Genomic DNA, 22,161 nt, shown 5'->3' with positions numbered 1-22,161 from the left:
AATTATCTATATGCTTGTACTTGGACAAAGCATGACAAAAGTGTTTGTGTTCTCTCAAATGATTGAGTCTCTTCTAAGAAATGTACGCATCCAATTGAGAATCATTTTAATGGAGGCAAAGTGATGAAGAAAAAAAATCATCCGTATCAGCGGTATTATTTAAAGGTACGACCATTCCTGAAAAGCAAATGCGAGGAGTTCGAAATGATTGGATTAGAAGCTGTTACCGAGGAGGACCTTTGGAGTACATTGACAGACATGAAATGGAAACGACCGCAGGAAAGCGTCCATCTTCACGAATTGGTCGCTGACATCGTTACGTTTTCAAGCAATCAGTTCATGTCGTTCCAAATGGTCCAAGCTTTTAAATCACCCAATCTATTCGCCCCCCTTTCTGAAGAAGAGTTAAAAGAGCTTTTGAAAGAATAAAAGAGATATATACTTAAATTGACAGCCGTTTGTAAATGAATCATAATAGATATGGTTATGCTTTTTTTTGGAAAAAAGCATAAAGAACTGTGCCTTTTTTCTCAAACTAAAGAGCAAACAAGATCATTCATGAAAAAATAAACAGTTATTTATACTCCAAGAACAGGCGTAATAAAGAAAGGGGCCTACTACATAATGGTAAAAAGAAGCAGAATCGTTGCGTTTTTTCTAATTGTTCTTTTGATTGCCGCAGCGATGGGAACGACTTCAAAAGGAATCCTTGGGAACATCAAGCTTGGTCTTGATCTTCAAGGCGGTTTTGAAGTGTTATATGAAGTAAAACCGCTTGCCGGTGAAAAAATCACCCAGGATGTTTTGAGCAGTACAGCGAGCGCGCTCGATCGGCGTGTCAATGTATTGGGGGTCAACGAACCTATCATTCAAATTGAAGGAAATGATCGGATCCGTGTTCAGCTAGCGGGTATCCAAGATCAAAATAATGCCAGGGAAATTCTTTCGACTCAGGCAAAACTATCCTTCCGTGACTACAATGATAAGGAAATGATGACAGGGGCTGACCTGAAAGAAGGCGGCGCAAAGCAAACGTTCCAAGATAATAAACCTGTCGTTGAAGTCACATTGAAAGATGCAAACAAGTTTAAAGAGATCACTGAAAAGATTTCTTCCATGGAGAGCCCGACGAATGTACTGGCTATCTGGTTGGATTTTGAAGAAGGAAAAGATTCCATTAAAAAAGTAGATTCACAGGACAATATGATTTCAGCACCAGCTGTCAGTGAAGTCTTCAGTACAAATAAAGTATTCATAACGGGTCAATTTACAGTAGAAGAGGCAAAAGAGCTTGCTGGGTTATTGAACGCAGGTGCCCTGCCCGTTGACTTAAAAGAAGTGTACTCCACTTCCGTTGGGGCCCAATTTGGTGAAGGGGCTTTGAATGATACTATTTTTGCCGGCATCATCGGAATTGCACTTATTTTTATCTTCATGCTTGTGTATTATCGCTTCCCAGGCTTCATTGCGATCGTCACATTGAGCATTTACATTTTCTTAACGCTATTAGTCTTTGATTGGATGAATGCGGTTCTTACGTTACCTGGTATAGCGGCTCTTGTACTCGGTGTTGGGATGGCAGTCGATGCCAATATCATCACCTATGAGCGAATCAGGGATGAGTTAAAACTTGGACGATCTGTGAAGGCAGCATACACAGAAGGTACGAAAAATTCACTTGGCACAATCATGGATGCTAACTTGACGACATTGTTGGCCGCAGCCGTACTATTCTTCTATGGGACAAGCTCGGTTAAAGGATTTGCCACAACGTTGATCATTTCCATCTTAATGAGTTTTGTCACCGCCGTATATGGTACGCGTCTTTTCATGAGCTTATGGGTGAAAAGTGGGTTCCTGGACAAACGGAAATCTTGGTTTGGCGTGAAGAAAAAATACATTCACAATCTATCCGAGAAAATCGATTTAATGTCATTGCCAACTCGCTTTGATAAAATCGACTTCGTAAAACATCGGAAAGTCTTTTATAGCATTTCAATCGGTGTTACGCTCATCGGGATCATTTTCTTGTTCGTATTCAGATTGAATCTGGGCATTGACTTTACCAGTGGTACCCGTATTGAAATCGCTTCGAAAGAGGCACTTACGACTGAACAGATTAAGACGGAGATGGACAAGTTCGATATTGAAGCGAAGGATATCAGGCTTGCCGGTACAGATGATAAAAATGCTGTCGTTCGTACGGTCGGTGTCCTTGATAAACAGGAAATCGCTGAATTGAAGGACCACTTCAATAAGGATTATGGTGCCGAACCTAATGTCAGCACCGTTTCTCCTACAGTCGGAAAAGAACTTGCTAAAAATGCGATGATTGCTTTATTGATCGCATCACTTGGCATCATCCTTTATGTATCCGTACGCTTTGAATGGCGGATGGCTTTACCGGCTGTTGTAGCCCTAATACATGATGCATTCTTCATCATCACGATATTCAGCTTGCTTCGCCTTGAAGTGGATATCACATTCATCGCAGCAGTCTTGACGATTGTGGGTTATTCCATCAATGATACAATCGTTACTTTTGACCGTATCCGTGAGAACTTACGATTTAGCCGTAAGGTCAAAACGGTCGAAGAGCTTGAGAATATTGCCAATATCAGTATAAGACAAACGTTGACGAGATCGATCAATACGGTCTTGACCGTTCTTGTGACAGTTGTGGCGTTAGCGATATTCGGAAGTGAAGCTATTCGAAACTTCTCGATTGCTTTATTTATCGGTTTATTATGTGGCGTTTACTCGTCCCTATTGATTGCTTCTCAATTCTGGCTCGATTTAAAAATCAAAGAATTGAAGAAAAAAGGACCATTGAATACAGCAAAAGAAAAGAAACAGAGTATGGAAGGTCAAGTTTAATAACTAAGAGGGGGCTGGCATAATTGCCGGCCTTCTTTTTTTTCTGAACAAGAAAGTCTATAATATAAAATTGAAACCAAACTTGTGATTTTGTATAATAAGTAGGTTAAGGGGTGAATGCATGTTAAAGCCAAAAACTCGATGGAACGTAAAATCCGTCGATGAAAATAAAGTAGCTATACTAGCCGAAGAGCTTCATATCACACCTTTGGTTGCGACATTACTAGTGAATAGGGGCCTAGATACCATTGAAAGTGCCCGTTCATTTCTATTTGTAAAAAATCAAACTTTCCATGATCCGTTTTTAATGAAAGATATGGATAAAGCGGTATATAGAATAAGAGAAGCGATACAAAATAAAGAGAAAATCAGGATTTTCGGGGACTATGATGCGGATGGTGTAACGTCCACGACGGTCATGATGACGACATTGACTAAATTAGGTGCTGATGTCGATTTTTACATTCCCAACAGGTTTACGGAAGGATATGGACCGAATCCAATGGCTTTCCGCCTGGCTGCAGATCAAGGCGTTAAGGTGTTAATAACCGTCGATACGGGAATCTCTGCTGTGGAAGAAGCGAAGCTGGCAGCTGAGCTAGGCATGGATTATATTTTGACCGACCACCATGAACCAGGTCCTATCCTGCCTGAAGCACTGGCCATCATCCATCCAAAGCTTGAAGATAGCGCCTATCCTTTTAAAGACCTTGCAGGAGTGGGGGTTGCGTTCAAACTGGCCCATGCTTTACTTGGCGAAATGCCCGAGGATCTGCTGGAAATCGCGGCAATCGGTACCATTGCCGATTTGGTCCCTTTACAAGGGGAGAACCGTCTGATTGCTGCGAAAGGAATCGAAAAGCTGCGGTTGACCAAACGACCAGGGCTCGTAGCCTTGATGAAAGTGGCGAATATCCAGCAGGAGGCATTGAGTGAAGAATCAATCGGATTTGGGATGGCGCCTCGAATCAATGCCGTTGGCCGCCTTGGAGATGCCGATCCGGCCGTCGATTTACTGATGTCGGATAATTTGGAAGAAGCGACCGAGCTTGCTGTGGAAATCAACGATATTAACAAAGAGCGGCAAACGATGGTTGCATCGATGGCTGAAGAAGCCATTCGGGAAGTGGAGGAAAACTATCCGCCTGAGACCAATGGTGTCCTTATCATTGGAAGGGAAGGGTGGAATGCGGGGGTTGTCGGGATTGTAGCCTCTAAGCTCGTTGAACGTTTTTACCGACCAACCATCGTATTAAGTTTTGACCAGGAAAAAGGACTTGCAAAGGGATCGGCCCGGAGCATTTCCGGCTTCGACCTTTTCGCAAGCCTTTCAACCTGTCGGGAACTATTGCCTCATTTCGGTGGCCATCCTATGGCTGCAGGGATGACATTGAAAATCGAAGACGTTCAAGAGCTTCGGGACCGTATGAATAAGATTGCGAACGAACAACTTAACGAAGAGGACTTCACACCGATTACCAATCTGGATGGGGCGACGACATTGGCTGAAGCCTCCATTCAAACGATCCAGGAAATGAGTTTGCTTGCTCCCTTCGGTGTGACGAACCCTAAGCCGAAGATTTTAATAGATTCCGTTCAGCTTGCGAGCGTCCGCAAAATTGGCACGAACCACAACCACTTGAAGGTTCAGCTTGAGGATAGCGAGAATCATAAACTGGATGGGGTAGGGTTCGGCCTTGGACATTATATGGAAGAGATTGCCCCACACGCAAAGGTTTCCGTTATCGGTGAACTTTCCATCAATGAATGGAATAACATCAAAAAGCCGCAAATCTTTGTGCAAGATATAGAAGTCAATCATTGGCAACTTTTCGACTATCGAGGCAAGGGACAAGCTGATAAATGGCTGGCGGACATTCCGGCACATAACCGGAAGATCGTTATCTTCTCTGAGGAAACCCTTAAAGCCTATCCATTTCTACAACAACATCCTGACCTTGTCCATATAGAGGACGAAAAGGATGCCTTGGAACTGGAATGTCATGAAGGCCATGTCGTATTCATGGACATGCCACCGCTGAGAAACCTGTTGAAACAGGTGGTTGAAAATAAAAAACCAGCACGAATCTATGCTCATTTTTCTCATGTGCAGGATCATTTTTTGAGTACGCTACCGACGCGTGACCACTTCAAATGGTTTTATGCATTTCTTTCCAAAAAGGGCCCGCTCGATATAAAAAGGTATGGCGATGACCTTGCCAAATACCGCGGCTGGTCAAGAGATACAGTGGATTTTATTTCTAAGGTGTTTTTTGAGCTTGATTTTGTTACAATAGACAATGGATTAATTATGCTCACGACCAACCCGAAAAAACGCGATTTCAGTGAATCTGTTTCGTTTATAAGAAAGAAAGAACAATTTGAGCTCGAGCAAGAGCTAGTTTATTCTTCCTATCAGCAATTATTCGATTGGTTCAATCATATATTGATTCATGAGGCAATAGACCTTGAGGAGGAAACAAAGCAATGGATTTAAAGCAATTTGTAACGATTGTGCAAGACTGGCCGAAACCGGGTGTTATCTTCAAAGATATTACAACATTAATGGATAATGGTGCCGCTTATAAATACGCAACAGATCAAATCGTGGAGTACGCCCGCGATAAGAAGATTGATTTAGTTGTTGGACCTGAAGCGCGCGGATTCATTATCGGCTGCCCAGTCGCATACTCTTTGGAAGTGGGATTTGCACCAGTACGAAAAGAAGGTAAGCTTCCACGGGAAACAATCAAAGTCGAATATGGTTTAGAATATGGAACGGATGTATTGACAATCCATAAAGATGCTATTAAACCGGGCCAACGCATTCTAATCACCGACGATTTACTTGCTACTGGCGGTACAATCGAAGCGACGATTAAATTAGTAGAAGAACTTGGTGGAATTGTAGCGGGAATTGCATTCCTGATTGAATTAACAGACCTAGATGGAAAAGATAAATTAGAAGGTTATGATGTTTTAACATTAATGACATTCTAAAAACAAGGGCGCTCTGACCAGAGTGCCTTCTTTTTTTTATCATTTTCAGTGATTTTGTCGAATTTCCAATGAAAAAAAGAAGCATTCTAAAGAAAATACACGTTTAACCCTTTACATCCTTGCATTTTTTTTCGATAATAGTAATAATAAAGAGTTTTTCTTCTACTAAATCAATTTGCACATGTATCCGTTTAGGCGGATTTATTTTTTTAGCAAATAATGTAGGTTTTTGTTGAAAGAAGGAAAGTGTTACCAATCATACTCAATCCGGACGGAAAAGTATCCGGTGGCAGTTAAAGTGGGGTTAAGGTGATTAAATGGCTAATGATCAAATATTGACTGCCGAGCAGGTTGTAGAACGGGCCAGCTTATATCTTCAGCCGGAAGAAGCTGAATTTATTCATAGAGCGTTTAAATATGCAGAGCATGCTCACCGAGAACAATTCCGTAAATCGGGGGAGCCGTATATTATTCATCCGATTCAAGTCGCTGGTATACTGGTGGACCTAGAAATGGATCCTGCAACTATTGCCGCAGGTTTTTTACATGATGTTGTTGAAGACACGGAGATCACGCTAAAGGATATCGAAGAAAATTTCAGTCCTGAAGTAGCCATGCTCGTCGATGGCGTAACCAAATTAGGGAAGATCAAATATAAATCACAGCAAGAACAACAAGCGGAAAATCATCGGAAAATGTTTGTTGCAATGGCTCAAGATATTCGGGTCATTTTAATCAAGCTAGCCGATAGATTGCACAACATGCGGACGTTGAAGCATCTTCCACAGGAAAAGCAGAGAAGGATTTCGAATGAGACCCTGGAAATCTTTGCACCGCTTGCACACCGTCTAGGAATTAGCACGATTAAATGGGAGCTGGAAGATACCGCACTAAGGTATTTGAATCCGCAACAGTATTACCGCATCGTCAATCTCATGAAGAAAAAGCGTGCGGAGCGCGAAGAGTATTTAGAAGAAGTTATTGAAGAAGTGCGTAAGAATGTTACGGAAGTCCATATAAATGCCGACCTTTCCGGCAGACCGAAACATATTTACAGCATCTATCGGAAAATGGCTCTCCAAAACAAGCAATTCAGTGAAATTTATGATTTATTAGCGGTACGAATCGTGGTTAACAGTATCAAGGATTGCTATGCAGTCCTGGGGATCATCCATACATGTTGGAAACCGATGCCTGGCCGATTCAAGGATTATATTGCAATGCCAAAGCCGAATATGTATCAATCGTTGCATACGACGGTAATCGGACCAAAAGGCGATCCGCTTGAAGTGCAGATCCGTACATCGGAAATGCATCGCATTGCCGAGTTCGGGGTAGCCGCTCACTGGGCTTACAAAGAAGGCAAGGATGTCGGTGAACAGCCGTCCCTAGAGGAAAAATTGACATGGTTCCGGGAAATCCTAGAATTCCAAGATGACGCTACAAATGCCGAAGAATTCATGGAGTCCCTGAAAATCGATCTTTTCTCCGATATGGTGTTCATTTTCACACCTAAAGGCGATGTAATTGAGCTTCCTTCAGGATCTAATCCAATTGACTTTGCTTACCGTATCCATTCCGAAATCGGTAATAAAACGATAGGTGCCAAAGTGAACGGGAAAATGGTACCGCTGGATTATAAGCTGAAAACAGGTGACATCATTGAAATCCTGACTTCGAAGCATTCATATGGACCTAGTCAGGACTGGCTAAAACTTACCCAAACGTCCCAGGCGAAAAATAAAATCCGCCAATTCTTCAAAAAGCAGCGCCGCGAAGAAAACATTGAAAAAGGCAAAGAGCTGGTTGAAAAAGAAATCAAGGAAATGGAATTTGACCTGAAGGAAATCCTGACTCCCGAAAACATTAAGCGCGTGTCGGATAAATTCAATTTCCTTAATGAAGAGGACATGTATGCAGCAGTCGGCTACAACGGGATTACAGCCCTTCAAGTAGCCAATCGCCTTACTGAAAAATGGCGTAAGCAGAAAATGGTCGAGCAAGAAGCGGACATCACAGAAGCGGTTTCAGATCTCAAAACCTTCCCTAGCTCATCGAAAAAACGTGACTCTGGGGTTCGTGTACCAGGCATTGATAATCTGCTCATACGTTTATCAAGATGTTGCAATCCGGTCCCAGGCGATGAAATTGTCGGCTATATTACCAAAGGACGTGGAGTCTCCGTTCATAGACGAGACTGCCCTAACTTGGAAAGTGGCGAATCGGATCACCGTCTGGTCCCTGTTGAGTGGGAAAGCAGCATAAACGATCGCAAGGAATACATTGTTGAGATTGAAATCAGCGGATATGATCGACGAGGCTTATTGAATGAAGTCCTGCAAGCGGTCAATGAAACTAAGACAAATATTTCAGCCGTTTCAGGTAAGTCAGACCGTAATAAAGTGGCCACCATCAATATGTCCATTTACATTCATAACATTGCCCATTTACAAAAGGTCGTCGTCCGTATAAAACAAATACCAGATGTCTATTCCGTAAGAAGGATTATGAACTAAGGAGTTTTATCACTATGCGTGTTGTTTTACAACGTTCCAAAGCTGCCAAGGTCGTTGTGGCAGACAAAACAATTGGTCAAATTGATAAAGGGCTCGTGCTTTTAGTCGGAGTCACCCATGGGGATACCGTGGCTGACGCCGTCCAATTGGCTGAGAAAATTGTCAATCTTAGAATATTTGAAGATGAAAATGAAAAGATGAACCATTCACTACTGGATGTTGGTGGTTCGATCCTTTCCGTTTCACAATTCACCTTATACGGCGATTGCCGAAAAGGCCGTCGCCCGAACTTCATGGACGCCGCCCGTCCTGATGAGGCGAAAGCTTTATATGATCTATTCAATGAAGAGCTACGCAAACGTGGCGTCCATACCGAAACAGGTGAATTCGGTGCCATGATGGATGTTCAGCTCACCAATGATGGTCCAGTAACGTTGCTATTAGAAAGTAAAAAGTAAATCCCTGCATTGTGCAGGGATTTACTTTTTTGTATTCAAGAAAAGGGAAAAGCCGAGGCCCCACATATTGGAGTCTCGGCTTTTCATCATTTAAAATACCTTGCCAAACCATTATAGATGGCAGAGGTGACAGTTTCTTGGTATTCGTTCGTTGTAATCGTCAATTCGTCGACAGGGTTACTTAAGTAACCTAATTCAATCAGTGCAGCGACTCGTTTGTTTTCACGGATTACATGATAATCCCCAAACCGGTACCCGCGATTAGGCACCTGCATGGTGGAACCGAGTGAATGGGCTATGGAAGAGGCCAAGGCCTGCTGATAGCCGTGATAATAATACGTGGTTATCCCACTTGTGATCTGATCGATGGTGCTATCATAATGGAGGCTGATGAATGCATCGGCATTATGAATATGAGAGATGTTGACACGTGATGGAAGAGCCACATACGTATTGGAGCTTCTTGTTAGGATGACTTTTGCACCAGCGGCCTGAAGCTTGTCCCGAAGCAACTCAGCCGTCTGGATGGTCAAGTTCTTTTCAAGAGTACCACCAACTCCGATTGTCCCGCTATCGCGGCCTCCATGGCCTGGATCAATGATGATGACTTTATCTTCTAAATATTTTTCAACACCTGGTCGTTTAACTTGATCGGCGTTGCCCTCCACTTTAACAATCCAGCCTGCTACATATGCGGTTTCCCCATTCTTAAGCTTAATGGAGTACCAATCTCCCTCCATGCCAAGGACGTGGAAGGTTTCACCCGCATTAACTTGTCCAACGATGTCGGAGCCCGTATTCGGTTTACTTCTAAGGATGGTGCCGTCATGTATGGTTGTGATGTTAGTACCTTTGATAGGATGGTTCGTTTCCTTGGACGTTTGTTCCTCATTCTCAATTTCTAGGAACCAGCTGACGACCCATCCTTTTTTTGCGTCGGAAAGTTGAAGCTGTGTCATTTGTCCTTTTTGTTGGAGAACTGGATAAGTCTCATCCTTATTGACCGAACCGATGACTTCGCTATTCAAAGAATCTTTTTTCCGCACATTTAAACCTGTGGCGGTTATTCTTGCTATGGCCGTGCCTGCCGTGATTTCCTTGGTAACGTCTTTATCCTTGCCAATTTCTATGTATGATTCAGCGACCCATCCTTTTTTGCCTTGAAAGTTAATTTCAGCCCATTCATTATTGATTTGATAAACGGTGACCGAAGCACTCTTATTCAGCTTACCTAATGAGGCACTGTTTTTGGATGGTTCTGAACGGACATTAAGGTTGTCGACCATGACGAAACCGGTTTTCAGGTTCTTTCCCGATTCTTCCTTAACATCTTGATTCACCTTGTTCTCTGCTGAAGAAGAAGGAAGCTGAATATAGTCAGCTGCGACCCATCCCTCGATGTCACCTTTTTTAATTTGGACCCAATTTTCATTCTTTTCCATTATGTCCACTGGTGTACCTTTTGATAATGTACTTACCGTTTGGAATGTGGTGCCTGGACCAAAACGGACACGGACGGAATCGCCGGTAATGGTACCTTGACCAGTTTTCATCCTGACTTGACCCGACTCCGTATTTCTTTCCACAAGCCAATTGGCCACCCAGCCTGTCCTACCGGTACCAATCCGTATTTCGTACCAATCATCTTTTTCACTTACGATTTCATATTTGTCGCCCTTTGAAAGCCTTTTGACGATAGGGTAACTAAGGCCCGCACCTTCACGGACATTGACCACCTTTGACGTCACGATAATTTCTCCTTCACTTTCTCCAAGTACGTGTTGTACCGGTGAAAAAGCCGTCATCATCAGCAACAGGGCAAGGGCAATGAATCCTGGTTTCCTTTTCATGGCTGTCTCTCTCCCTTTTCCGTCTATCTGTATCTATTCTCGTTCAATAAAAAATTTCCCTCTTTATTATGCAAAAAAGATTTATTTTTGGAAAGACTAAATCATATCTAAACGATGGAGGGGTACAAATGAAATTCAGCGAGAAGGCCCAAACGACATTAAATGGAGGCAATCAAGTATTAGGCGTCGATTTTCATGATTTCATCCAAAAGGAACAAACTGCAAATCTTGTTGAATTAGCATCCGAATTCGAAGTGAACGTCCGGACAATCAAAAACTTGAAAAAGAATCTCAATCAATGAAAGTTTCGACAAATTTCTCAAGGAATCTTGACATTTGAAGGCAACGTCCGTATGATTATACAATATCAGAACTATTACTGTAACAACCAATGATGGAGAAGAGTAATTAAGAAACACATGAACAAGAGAGGAAATGCCGAGGCTGAAAGCATTCCACATGATGACTTAATGAAAGAACCCTCCGTAGGTTTCACTCTGAACGATTTCACTAGTAGGAGATGGACGTAAGCAGGCGTTAACTGCTTTTAAGCGGAGGCACGTATTTATTGTGTTTCAACTAGGGTGGCACCACGGGATATTCAACTCTCGTCCCTTGTAACGATTATGTTACAAGGGACGGGAGTTTTTTGTTTGGGATAAAATGGCGTTTGCTGTAAAGGAGGAAATAATTATGTCGATTCAGATTCCAAGAGGGACACAGGATTTACTGCCTGAACAAACGGAGATTTGGCAGTATATTGAAAAGACTGCGCGCGAAATTTGTCAACGTTATCAGTATAAAGAAATCCGTACGCCGATATTTGAACATACGGAATTATTTTTGCGGGGTGTAGGGGATACGACCGACATCGTGCAAAAAGAGATGTATTCATTCCAGGATCGCGGCGAAAGGAATCTGACGCTTCGTCCTGAAGGAACAGCTTCTGTCGTTCGTTCATACATTGAGAACAAAATGTTTGGTTGGGCGAATCAACCGGTCAAACTTTATTATATCGGACCTATGTTCCGGTACGAACGACCACAGGCAGGACGTTTCCGCCAGTTCGTTCAATTTGGGATCGAGGCTTTGGGCAGTAAGGATCCTGGCATTGATGCAGAGGTTCTTTCATTGGCCATGAGTCTGTACAAGGCACTTGGATTGAAAAAACTGAAATTGGTCATTAATAGCTTAGGGGATAAAGAAAGCCGGACAGCGCACCGCAATGCTTTAATCCAGCATTTCGAGCCACGCATCGGCGAGTTCTGTGGTGATTGCCAGCAACGCCTGGAAAAAAACCCACTACGTATTCTTGATTGTAAAAAAGACCACGATCATGAATTGATGCAAACGGCACCTTCCATCATTGATTATTTAAATGAGGAATCACGTATCTATTTTGAAAAAGTGAAGCAACACTTAACAAATTTGGACATCGAGTTTATCGAAGATCCAACACTTGTTCGCGGCTTGGATTATTACAATCATACAGCTTTTGAAATCATGAGTGATGCCGAAGGATTTGGAGCCATCACGACTCTATGTGGTGGAGGACGTTATAACGGTCTTGCCGAAGAGCTTGGCGGTCCGGAAACGCCAGGAATTGGTTTTGCCCTTAGCATCGAGCGTCTCATTGCTGCGCTTTCAGCGGAAAATGTTCAACTTCCGATTAAGAAAGGCATCGATTGCTATCTTGTTTCATTAGGTGAAGCGGCTAAGGATTATAACGTCAAACTTGCCTATCAATTGCGTAATGCTGGATTCAAAGTCGAAAAGGACTACCAGGACCGTAAAGTAAAAGCCCAATTTAAATCAGCTGACCGTTTAGAAGCGAAATACGTGGCGACTCTCGGAGACGATGAATTGGCAAACAATAAAATCAGTCTAAAGTTCATGGAAACGGGCGAACAGGTCCAAATGGACCTAGCTACATTCGTTGAACAATTTAAAAAGCTACAGGCTTAAGGGGGAAATACCATGTTTGGCAGAACATACTTCAATGGAGAAGTAACAGAAGCAGCAATTGGTGAAAAGGTTACATTAAAAGGATGGGTACAAAAACGTCGTGACCTAGGTGGAGTCATCTTTATCGACCTTCGTGACAGAAGCGGAGTCGTACAAGTCGTTTTCAATCCGGATATCTCGGCAGCAGCCTTGGCAACCGCTGAAAAAATCCGTAATGAATACGTTCTTGATATCCAAGGAACGGTCATCAAACGTGATGAGGCGAACATCAACCCAAACGTGACAACAGGTACGATTGAAGTTCAAGCGGAAAGCGTAACAATCTTGAATGAAGCAAAAACACCTCCGTTCATCATTGATGAAAGAACGGAAGTCTCAGAAGATATCCGTTTGAAATATCGTTACCTGGACTTACGTCGTCCGGCAATGTTCGAAACGTTGAAAATGCGTAACCAAACGACTAAAGCAATCCGTGATTTCTTGGACGGAGAAGGATTCCTTGATATCGAAACACCGATTTTAACAAAGAGCACACCAGAAGGCGCACGTGATTATTTAGTACCAAGCCGTGTCCATGATGGTGAATTTTACGCCTTGCCACAATCTCCACAGCTATTCAAACAGCTGTTGATGGTATCTGGCTTCGAACGCTACTACCAAATTGCCCGTTGTTTCCGTGATGAAGATTTACGTGCTGACAGACAGCCCGAATTCACGCAAATTGATATTGAAACTAGCTTCATGAGCCAGGAAGATATCATTAAAACGGCTGAAAACATGATGGCAAAAGTCATGAAAGACGTAAAAGGAATGGACGTTACCCTTCCATTCCCGCAAATGACGTATAACGAAGCGATGAGCCGTTTTGGTTCTGACAAACCGGATACACGTTTTGCAATGGAATTGAAAGACGTATCTGAAATCGTGAAAGATAGCGACTTTAAAGTATTTACAGGAGCTATAGCGAACGGTGGACAAGTAAAAGCAATCGTCGTTAAGGACGGAAATGCAGACTATTCCCGTAAAGATATCGATGCATTGGCAGAATTTGCAGCGATTTACGGCGCGAAAGGCCTTGCTTGGTTGAAAGTCGAAGAAGACGGCGTAAAAGGACCAATCGCTAAATTCTTCGCTGAAGATCAACAACAACTAGTAGCTGCAGTGGAAGCGGAAGTAGGAGACCTTATCCTATTTGTTGCTGATAAAAAAGGAATCGTAGCGGATGCACTTGGTGCACTTCGTAACAAGCTTGGTAAAGAAAGAGGCTTGATCGACGAAAGCAAATTCAACTTCCTATGGGTTACAGACTGGCCATTATTTGAATATGATGAAGACGAAGGCCGCTACTACGCAGCCCACCATCCATTCACAATGCCATTCCGTGAAGACTTGGATATTCTTGAATCCGATCCAGCCAATGTCCGCGCACAAGCCTATGACCTTGTATTGAACGGATACGAGCTTGGCGGTGGTTCATTACGTATTTTCGAACGTGATGTTCAAGAAAAAATGTTCAAAGTACTTGGATTCACTGAAGAAGAAGCAAAAGCACAATTCGGCTTCCTAATGGATGCCTTTGAATACGGAACACCTCCACATGGCGGAATTGCCCTTGGATTAGACCGTATGGTGATGTTGCTTGCGGGTCGTTCAAACCTTCGCGATACCATCGCGTTCCCGAAAACAGCTAGCGCTAGCGATTTGCTTGTAGATGCTCCAAGTCCGGTAAGCGACAAGCAATTAGCAGAACTAAGCATCAGATTGGCTGCAAAGAAAAGTAAGTAAATTGGTAAAAAATGATAAATTATACCTAGATGCTTTCTCTTGAAACAGAGCTAAGTGATATGCTATGATGATTTCAACAAGTAAGAGTCCTGATGTGTTCGTTCTTTAACCTATAAGTTTTGACCGAACACTTATAGTTACCGGGAGCACTAGTTTCCAGGCCGCGTAAATGCCTCCTTCGTAGAGGACTTACAAATGCAAGGAACCGAGCACCCACCTGCGGAGAGCGGGTTCAAAACAAAGGCATAAACGGCACAATTGGGACTCTTATGCATAACAAAGCAACTCATGTTGAGAAAACATGGGTTTTTTTGTGTGCTTTGGATGTTGACCGATAAAAGTGGTGTTTTGACCGATAAATATATTCAATTGACCGATAAAAGTGCTGATTTGACCGATAAAAACACAAACGGACCGATAAAAGACATGCAGAACCCTTTTATGCAGGATTCATCTGCAGACATGTCGAAAAAAGCATGTAAGGAGAGTGATGAATTGATTAAAAAACCATGCAAGAAGCCAATTAAGATGCTCAAATTAGAAGCATTGACCAGGAGGCTACCTGAACACCACCCTAAGCAGTACCTTATAACGAGTGATTATCGGAAAATACGCACGGGTCATAAGGGAGAACTGGCTATTGGTGCTGAGTTGGCCTATCTATCCGGGGAATTTTACACTTTTCATGATCTGCGATTACAGCATGACGCAACCCGTTTTTTTCAACTGGATCTATTGCTTTTGTCCAAAAACGTAATGATCATTATAGAGGTGAAAAACTTTGCCGGTTCACTTTATTTTGATCGACTTTATCCTCAATTGATCCGTACGAAAGACGGGCAGGAACAAGCCTACCTTGACCCGCTTCTACAGGTGAATATCCAGAAATCCCGCTTAACCGATTGGATGAGGCTTCATAAATTCCCGGAGATTCCGATAGAAACCCTCATTGCTAATGCAAACCCGAATGCCATCATCAAAACTACGCCTGGGCACACTTCGATTTTCAACCAAATTACTGGTAAAGAAACCCTCAACGCTAGAATACGAACCCTTGAAAATAAGTATCCTTCCCATTTACTGACGCAAAGGCAATTCAACAAACTTTCTAATAGCTTCCTCCAAAAAAACACCCCGCTCAATCAGAATATCCTACACGTGTACCAAATCCCTGAAACTGAATTATTGAAAGGTGTCCAATGTCCGGAATGTATGGCTCTTCCCATGAAACGCGGGCGGGGAAAATGGATATGCCCTTCATGTTCGCATAGCTCAAAGAATGCTCACTTACAAGCATTGCATGATTTTGCCCTCCTTGTCCGTCCTACGATAACGAATAAAGATGTGCGTTCGTTTCTGCAAATTGAATCAGGAACGGTTGCCAATCGTATCCTGTCAGGAATGAATGTCGATCATTACGGGTCATATAAAGGGCGAGAATATGTTCTTGAATGGGAGGTTGACTGATATAAAGTGAGTTTTGACCGATAAATGTTACATTAGACCGATAAAAGTGCAAAATTGACCGATAAAAACATCAAACTGACTGATACCCGCACTATTTATGGAACATTCCGTGATGTACGTTCGTAAATTATGAGTAGGAGTATAAATCTTTAGCGAGGATAGAAAGTAGTGAGGGCTTTGAAGGACTTATTGCACGCGAAAAGGAAAGAAATGCTCCAATTATTGGAGCAGCTTGTGAATATCGATAGCGGTTCTTATACAAAAAAAGGCATTGATGAAATCGGAGCGATTTTAAAAAAGAAATTTGAGGATCTTAATTTTCTAGTGACGGTAATTAAACAGGAGAAATATGGCGATCATTTAGCCATCCAGCACCGTGAAGCAATGTCTCCGCATATTCTCATTGTTGGGCATATGGATACCGTTTTTTCGGAAGGGACAGCGAAGAAACGTCCGTTCAAAATGGTGGGCCCGCGTGCATATGGGCCAGGTGTTATTGACATGAAGGGAAGCCTGGTCGAGCTTCTATATGCGATTTTTTGCATGAAACTGACTGGACAAACCGGCTATAAACATATACAAATCATTTTGAACAGCGATGAAGAGATAGGGTCGCCATCGTCTGCCGCGCTCATTTCGGAAAAAGCCAAGGACAAGAAGTTCGCGCTTGTGTTGGAGCCAGCGAGAGCAGATGGTTCACTTGTCACCGCGAGAAGAGGTTGCGGCCAATTCAAGGTGGAGGTTGTAGGGAAATCTGCACATTCTGGGGTTGAACCGGAAAAAGGTCAGAGTGCGATTGAAGAATTGGCTCATAAGATCCTCGCCCTGCATCGGTTAACGGATCATCAACTAGGCATCGGCGTAAATGTTGGAATCATAGAAGGCGGGGTGGCGGTCAATACAGTTGCACCCCATGCATCAGCTTTAATAGATGTGCGAATCTCAAAAAGAAATCAGGCGCAGTTCGTCTTTAAGCAAATGAAGGATATCTGTGCCCAAACGTTTGTAGCGGGAACAAAAACTAGCCTGAGCGGTAAGATGGACCGGCCGCCCATGGAAAAGACGGAGAAAACCACCGTCTTATTGGAAATCATCCGGCAAGCGGGTGAGGAAATGGGCATCACCATCACCGATACGGAAACGGGTGGAGGCTCGGATGCGTCGTTCCCCTCTGAATTAGGGATCGCAACGATTGATGGACTCGGACCGATTGGAGGCCATGCCCATAGCGAAGATGAATATTTAGAGATAGAAAGCCTGTTAGAACGCACACTCCTATTAGCCACCCTGCTTGAAAAATTGTCTCGAATGAACTAGCCTGCCAATTCCGATAAAACTGGTCATATTTGCTTGTCATCCCTGATGTTTATGATATATTGTTAATTGGGAACACAAATAAGATCAGAATTTATTGGAGTTGAAAATATATGCTGCATCAGTTTTCACGAAATGAACTAGCGATTGGTAAAGAGGGCATGGACCGGTTGAAAAACACGACGGTCGCTGTCCTTGGTGTAGGCGGAGTCGGTTCTTTTTCAGCCGAAGCGTTGGCACGTACAGGTGTTGGCCGGATTATCCTTGTCGATAAAGATGATGTGGACATCACAAATGTAAACAGACAGATCCATGCGCTTCTTTCGACTGTGGGCCAGCCAAAAGCCGAATTGATGAAAGCGCGCATCCAGGATATTAATCCGGACTGTGAAGTCATCGCCTTGAAGATGTTTTATACAGAAGAAACCTTCGAGGAATTCTTCAGTTATAATCTCGATTATGTCATCGATGCATCCGATACGGTCATCTACAAAATGCATGTCATGAAAGAGTGCCTGAAACGAAATATCAAGATCATCGCAAGTATGGGTGCCGCAAATAAAATGGATCCAACCCGCTTCCAGATTGCCGATATTTCCAAAACACATACCGATCCGCTTGCGAAAGTCATTCGCACAAGATTGCGTAAAGAAGGCATCACAAAAGGAATTCCGGTTGTATTTTCCGATGAAAGCCCAATTGTGATACGTGAGGATGTCCGGAAAGAGGTCGGTAATGATGAGGCGAAAATCCGTAAAGCTCAAATGCCTCCATCTTCCAATGCGTTCGTTCCATCTGTAGCCGGCTTAATTGCGGCAAGCTGGGTCATCAATGACCTATTAAAAGATATTGAAGTTCGTCGTGTTAACGATTGATAAGCCGGAAACTGACTCTGATCCAGGGTCAGTTTTTTTGTTTTAATAATTACATATATTTACTATTTTACCTAAAAATATAGACAAACTACCTGGAATGAGATACATTATTTTCAGAATATTCTTTTTGTTTTTAAAGAAAAAGGGGGTTTCAAATGAAAAAGAAAAAGTTAGCAGGCATGGTTTTATCACTATCATTAATCGCGGGGGCACTGGCAGGTTGCAATGGTGACTCGAAAACCAGTAGTTCAGGCGGAGGATCATCCAGTTCAGGAGACACCATAAAAATTGGTGCCAACCTTGAATTGTCAGGTGGGACGGCCTCATTTGGTCAGTCTGCAATGGATGGTTTGCAATTGGCCATCAATGAAATCAATAAAGAAGGAATTAATGGTAAGAAAATTGAAATTAAAAAAGTGGATAATAAATCGGATGCAGCAGAAGCAACGAACGGTTCGATTAAACTTGTCAGTCAGGATAAAGTAGTGGCGATTGTAGGATCCGCTACAAGTACAAACACGTTGGCACAAGTTCAAGTCGCACAGGATAACAAGATTCCTCTACTTACACCAACAGCAACAAATCCCGATATTACGAACAAAGCTGGAAAATTGAATGATTATGTGTTTAGAACGTGCTTCATCGATCCATTCCAAGGAACCGTTGCAGCCAATTTTGCAACAGATGAAGTGAAGGCGAAGACCGCTGCCATTTATGTTGACAGTGCAAGCGATTACTCAAAAGGACTAGCTGCAGCCTTTAAGGAAGCCTTTACGAAAAATGGAGGGAAAATCGTTTCGGAAGAAGCCTATGTAACAAAAGATACTGATTTCCGTGCGACATTGACTCGTATCAAGTCCGCAAAACCAGAATTCGTATTTCTTCCAGGTTACTATGAAGAAGTCGGTCTGATCTTGAAGCAAGCTCGGGAAAATGGAATGGACCTTCCGTTCATGGGCGGAGACGGCTGGGATTCACCAAAAGTCGTGGAAATTGCCGGAGCAGAAGCTTTGAAGAACACCTATATCACTAATCACTATTCGCCGGAAGATGAAGACGCTAAGATTCAAGATTTCGTTTCAGCATTCAAAGCGGAATACAAAAAAACACCTGATGCTTTTGCTGCATTAGGCTATGACACTGGTTACTATTTGGCTGATGCCATCAAAAGAGCCGGAGATCCAACATCTGAAAATATTAGAAAAGCATTAGAAGAAGTGAAGGATTTCGAATTAGTATCAGGAACCTTGAACTTGGATGAAAACCATGATCCGATTAAATCGGCCACCATCTTGGAATATGTGGATGGTAAACAAACCTTTAATACGAAGATTGATCCGTGATCTTGATTGATTCAAAGGGACCGCCATATGGCGGTCTTTTTGTTGTAATATGCCAGCGGAAATACCTGCATATTTATATAGTATTATACAATTTTGAAATAGAAATCTGTATAAAAGATACGCGCTGGATGTAGGTGTAAAAACCTATCAGGATACTCGAGAATAGAAAATTAAGGAAAAAATAAGGTTGGATGTTACTAATGACAGAATAAAAAGCGACTGATGATAAACATAGATTTATAACATTGAAATAACGAAACTCTTTGATTTTTCTCTGTTAAAAACGATGATGGCATATATCAATATAATAATAGCTTGCAAAGTTCTATGAGATATAGACTATTGGACAAAATGTTCATGCATTTTACGTCTAGACGTGGTGAAAATTATGCGGTACACTATTTTCAAAATATTTATTAAATTGTAAATATTTATATTTATCTATTATTTAGACAGCGTATTGAATAAATATTCATGCGCCACAAACAAAGATTACAAAATAGGGGGTTCATTATGAAAAAGAAGAAATTAGCAAGTGCATTTCTTTCGTTATCACTTGCAGCGGGGGTATTGGCAGGTTGTTCCGGATCGGACTCTGCTTCAACATCAAAAAAAGGTGAAGAGGGAGACACGATCAAAATCGGTGTGAACCTTGAATTATCAGGGGGAGTAGCCTCTTATGGACAATCGATTTCAGAAGGCCTCAAGCTTGCGACTGAAGAGATTAACAAAGAAGGCATTGATGGGAAAAAAATCAAACTTATACAAGTTGATAATAAATCGGAAGCGGCTGAAGCGACAAGTGGTGCCATCAAGCTGACTTCTCAAGATAAGGTGACGGCGATCGTCGGTGCCGCAACGAGTACGAATACAATCGCACAGGTACAGATTGCCCAAGATAATAAGGTTCCGGTCATCTCTCCTTCTGGGACAAGCCCAGAAATCACATATAAAGATGATAAATTAAACGATTATGTATTCAGAACAAGCTTTATCGATCCTTTCCAAGGAACCGTGGCAGCGAATTTCGCCACTAGCGAAATCAAAGCAAAAAGCGCAGCCATCTATATTGATAGTGCAAGCGATTATTCAAAAGGGTTAGCGGCAGCCTTTAAGGAACAATTCGAAAAGAATGGTGGAAAAGTTGTAGCGGAAGAAGCTTATATCGCTAAGGATACTGATTTCCGTTCTACACTGACTCGCCTGAAATCGGCAAAACCGGATTTCATCTTCCTACCAGGCTACTATGAAGAAGCTGGATTGATCGTTAAGCAGGCTCGTGAAACAGGTCTTGACGTTCCATTCATGGGCGGCGATGGTTGGGATTCTCCTAAACTAGTTGAAATTGCTGGTGAGAAGGCTCTAAATAATACATTCATCACCAACCATTATTCTTCAGGTGACCCTGACGAAAAGATCCAGAACTTTGTGTCGGCATTCAAGGCTGAATACAAAGACAAATCCCCTGATGCTTTTAACGCTTTAGGCTACGATACTGGCTACTTCCTTGCCGATGCCATTAAACGTGCCGGATCTTCGGATTCGGATAAGATCAAGGATGCTTTGGAAAAAACAAAAGATCTTAGCCTTGTGACGGGAACATTTACATTAGATGAAAAACACAATCCAATCAAATCCGCTACGATCCTTGAGTTTAAAGAAGGAAAACAGGTATTCAATACAAAAATCAATCCTGAATGATCTGGGAAAGGTTTTAGCCTTCGCCGGCCCTTCTTCGATTAGAAGGTGCTGGCGACTTCTCATTTTTCACCCTCTGAAAAAATAGACGTGCCGCATTATAAAATTAGATTTTTCAAGGAGAGTCGAATATGGAATTGGTACAACAGCTAATAAATGGAGTTTCACTCGGTAGCATTTATGCCCTAATCGCTCTCGGATATACGATGGTGTATGGAATTGTTAAGCTGATAAACTTCGCACATGGTGACGTCTTCATGGTCGGTTCATTCGTCGGTTTCTATTCGATAACGGTTTTGGAACTGTCGTTTGTGCCAGCCCTCCTCATCTCAATGACGGTCTGTGCACTCTTTGGCGTATTAATTGAACGGATCGCATACAAGCCATTGCGCAATGCAACACGCATTGCCGCTCTTATAACCGCCATCGGTGTTTCGCTTTTAATCGAATATGGATTCATCTATGTCCGTGGTGCACAGCCGGAAGCTTATCCGAGTGATGTATTGCCTTCGGATAAAATCAATATATTCGGTGCTTCGATAAACAGCCAGTCGGTATTGATCTTTGGCGTAGCCGTCGCATTGATGATCGTTCTACAAATCATTGTTCATAGAACGAAAATCGGGAAGGCGATGCGTGCCGTTTCTTTCGATGCAGATGCGGCTAAGCTGATGGGAATCAACGTCAATAATACGATTTCAGCAACATTTGCAATCGGTTCCGCATTAGCGGGAGCAGCAGGGGTCATTTTTGGTATCTATTATATAAAAATCGAGCCTTTGATGGGAGTGCTCCCAGGGTTGAAGGCATTCGTAGCCGCGGTGCTTGGTGGAATCGGAATTATCCCGGGTGCGATGGTCGGAGGATTATTGCTTGGAGTCATCGAGGCTTTGGTCAGTGCCGCCGGCTATTCATTATGGCGGGATGCCGTAGCCTTTATCGTACTGATTCTTATCTTGATTTTCATGCCACAAGGCTTGTTCGGTAAAAACAAAAAAGAAAAAGTATAAGGG

The 22,161-nt window shown here is 42.6% G+C and carries 16 protein-coding genes, 1 other RNA gene and 1 other annotated feature; of the genes, 16 read left to right on the top strand and 1 reads right to left on the bottom strand.

Annotation, left to right across the window (positions count from 1 at the left end):
* Window positions 1-123 precede the first annotated feature (123 nt).
* The 6 genes from ACIQXU_RS01915 to dtd all read left to right on the top strand — a co-directional run bounded on the left by ACIQXU_RS01915 (window position 124) and on the right by dtd (window position 8,851).
* The gene (locus ACIQXU_RS01915) at window positions 124-429 is read left to right on the top strand and encodes a post-transcriptional regulator (protein WP_402869825.1); all 306 of its coding nucleotides are present in this window, start codon (window positions 124-126) and stop codon (window positions 427-429) included.
* A 195-nt stretch (window positions 430-624) separates the two neighbouring features.
* Window positions 625-2,877, top strand: coding sequence for a protein translocase subunit SecDF (secDF, locus tag ACIQXU_RS01910; RefSeq protein ID WP_402958227.1), 2,253 nt, complete (start codon window positions 625-627; stop codon window positions 2,875-2,877).
* Between the two features lie 121 nt (window positions 2,878-2,998).
* Window positions 2,999-5,374, top strand: coding sequence for a single-stranded-DNA-specific exonuclease RecJ (recJ, locus tag ACIQXU_RS01905; protein ID WP_402986421.1), 2,376 nt, complete (start codon window positions 2,999-3,001; stop codon window positions 5,372-5,374).
* Window positions 5,365-5,877 carry an adenine phosphoribosyltransferase gene (locus ACIQXU_RS01900; protein WP_402869819.1) on the top strand — a complete coding sequence of 171 codons (513 nt, stop codon included), beginning with the start codon at window positions 5,365-5,367 and terminating at the stop codon, window positions 5,875-5,877. Before recJ ends, ACIQXU_RS01900 begins: the two co-directional genes overlap by 10 nt.
* A 317-nt stretch (window positions 5,878-6,194) precedes the next feature.
* A complete protein-coding gene (locus ACIQXU_RS01895) occupies window positions 6,195-8,393 on the top strand; it encodes a RelA/SpoT family protein (protein ID WP_402869817.1) in 2,199 nt (732 codons plus the stop codon).
* A 14-nt stretch (window positions 8,394-8,407) separates the two neighbouring features.
* Entirely contained in the window at window positions 8,408-8,851 is a 444-nt protein-coding gene (gene dtd / locus ACIQXU_RS01890) for a D-aminoacyl-tRNA deacylase (RefSeq protein ID WP_402869815.1), read from the top strand.
* Window positions 8,852-8,937: 86 nt separating this feature from the next.
* Here the strand turns inward: dtd and ACIQXU_RS01885 are convergent, their stop codons facing one another.
* Complete coding sequence (locus tag ACIQXU_RS01885) at window positions 8,938-10,701, bottom strand: N-acetylmuramoyl-L-alanine amidase family protein (RefSeq protein ID WP_402986418.1); 1,764 nt, start codon at window positions 10,699-10,701, stop codon at window positions 8,938-8,940.
* A gap of 128 nt (window positions 10,702-10,829) precedes the next feature.
* On the opposite strand from ACIQXU_RS01885, the gene ACIQXU_RS01880 reads away from it, so the two are divergent.
* The 10 genes from ACIQXU_RS01880 to ACIQXU_RS01835 all read left to right on the top strand — a co-directional run bounded on the left by ACIQXU_RS01880 (window position 10,830) and on the right by ACIQXU_RS01835 (window position 22,158).
* Entirely contained in the window at window positions 10,830-11,003 is a 174-nt protein-coding gene (locus ACIQXU_RS01880) for a hypothetical protein (RefSeq protein ID WP_402869812.1), read from the top strand.
* Window positions 11,004-11,083: 80 nt separating this feature from the next.
* Window positions 11,084-11,320, top strand: a binding site (T-box leader).
* A gap of 74 nt (window positions 11,321-11,394) precedes the next feature.
* Window positions 11,395-12,666, top strand: a complete 1,272-nt coding sequence (gene hisS, locus ACIQXU_RS01875; protein ID WP_402986416.1) for a histidine--tRNA ligase — start codon at window positions 11,395-11,397, stop codon at window positions 12,664-12,666.
* A gap of 12 nt (window positions 12,667-12,678) precedes the next feature.
* Window positions 12,679-14,451 (top strand): aspartate--tRNA ligase, encoded by a 1,773-nt coding sequence (gene aspS / locus ACIQXU_RS01870; RefSeq protein WP_402869808.1) that lies wholly within the window; start codon window positions 12,679-12,681, stop codon window positions 14,449-14,451.
* 83 nt (window positions 14,452-14,534) lie between these two features.
* A non-coding RNA gene (gene ssrS, locus ACIQXU_RS01865) (6S RNA) lies at window positions 14,535-14,720 on the top strand.
* A gap of 55 nt (window positions 14,721-14,775) precedes the next feature.
* Window positions 14,776-15,918, top strand: a complete 1,143-nt coding sequence (locus tag ACIQXU_RS01860) for a nuclease-related domain-containing protein (protein ID WP_402987342.1) — start codon at window positions 14,776-14,778, stop codon at window positions 15,916-15,918.
* Window positions 15,919-16,086: 168 nt separating this feature from the next.
* On the top strand, window positions 16,087-17,235 hold the full coding sequence (locus ACIQXU_RS01855; RefSeq protein ID WP_402986413.1) for a M20 family metallopeptidase: 1,149 nt from the start codon (window positions 16,087-16,089) through the stop codon (window positions 17,233-17,235).
* Between the two features lie 110 nt (window positions 17,236-17,345).
* Complete coding sequence (locus tag ACIQXU_RS01850) at window positions 17,346-18,107, top strand: tRNA threonylcarbamoyladenosine dehydratase (protein WP_402986410.1); 762 nt, start codon at window positions 17,346-17,348, stop codon at window positions 18,105-18,107.
* Between the two features lie 155 nt (window positions 18,108-18,262).
* Window positions 18,263-19,450 carry an ABC transporter substrate-binding protein gene (locus ACIQXU_RS01845; RefSeq protein WP_402986408.1) on the top strand — a complete coding sequence of 396 codons (1,188 nt, stop codon included), beginning with the start codon at window positions 18,263-18,265 and terminating at the stop codon, window positions 19,448-19,450.
* Window positions 19,451-19,963: 513 nt separating this feature from the next.
* Window positions 19,964-21,151: an ABC transporter substrate-binding protein gene (locus ACIQXU_RS01840; protein WP_402986406.1), complete on the top strand. Its 1,188-nt coding sequence runs from the start codon at window positions 19,964-19,966 to the stop codon at window positions 21,149-21,151.
* 128 nt (window positions 21,152-21,279) lie between these two features.
* Window positions 21,280-22,158, top strand: a complete 879-nt coding sequence (locus ACIQXU_RS01835) for a branched-chain amino acid ABC transporter permease (protein WP_402869797.1) — start codon at window positions 21,280-21,282, stop codon at window positions 22,156-22,158.
* Window positions 22,159-22,161: the final 3 nt, after the last annotated feature.

This window comes from Peribacillus sp. NPDC097284 (assembly GCF_044761765.1).
Lineage (GTDB): Bacteria > Bacillota > Bacilli > Bacillales > DSM-1321 > Peribacillus.
This window is presented reverse-complemented; position numbering and strand designations above follow the sequence as displayed.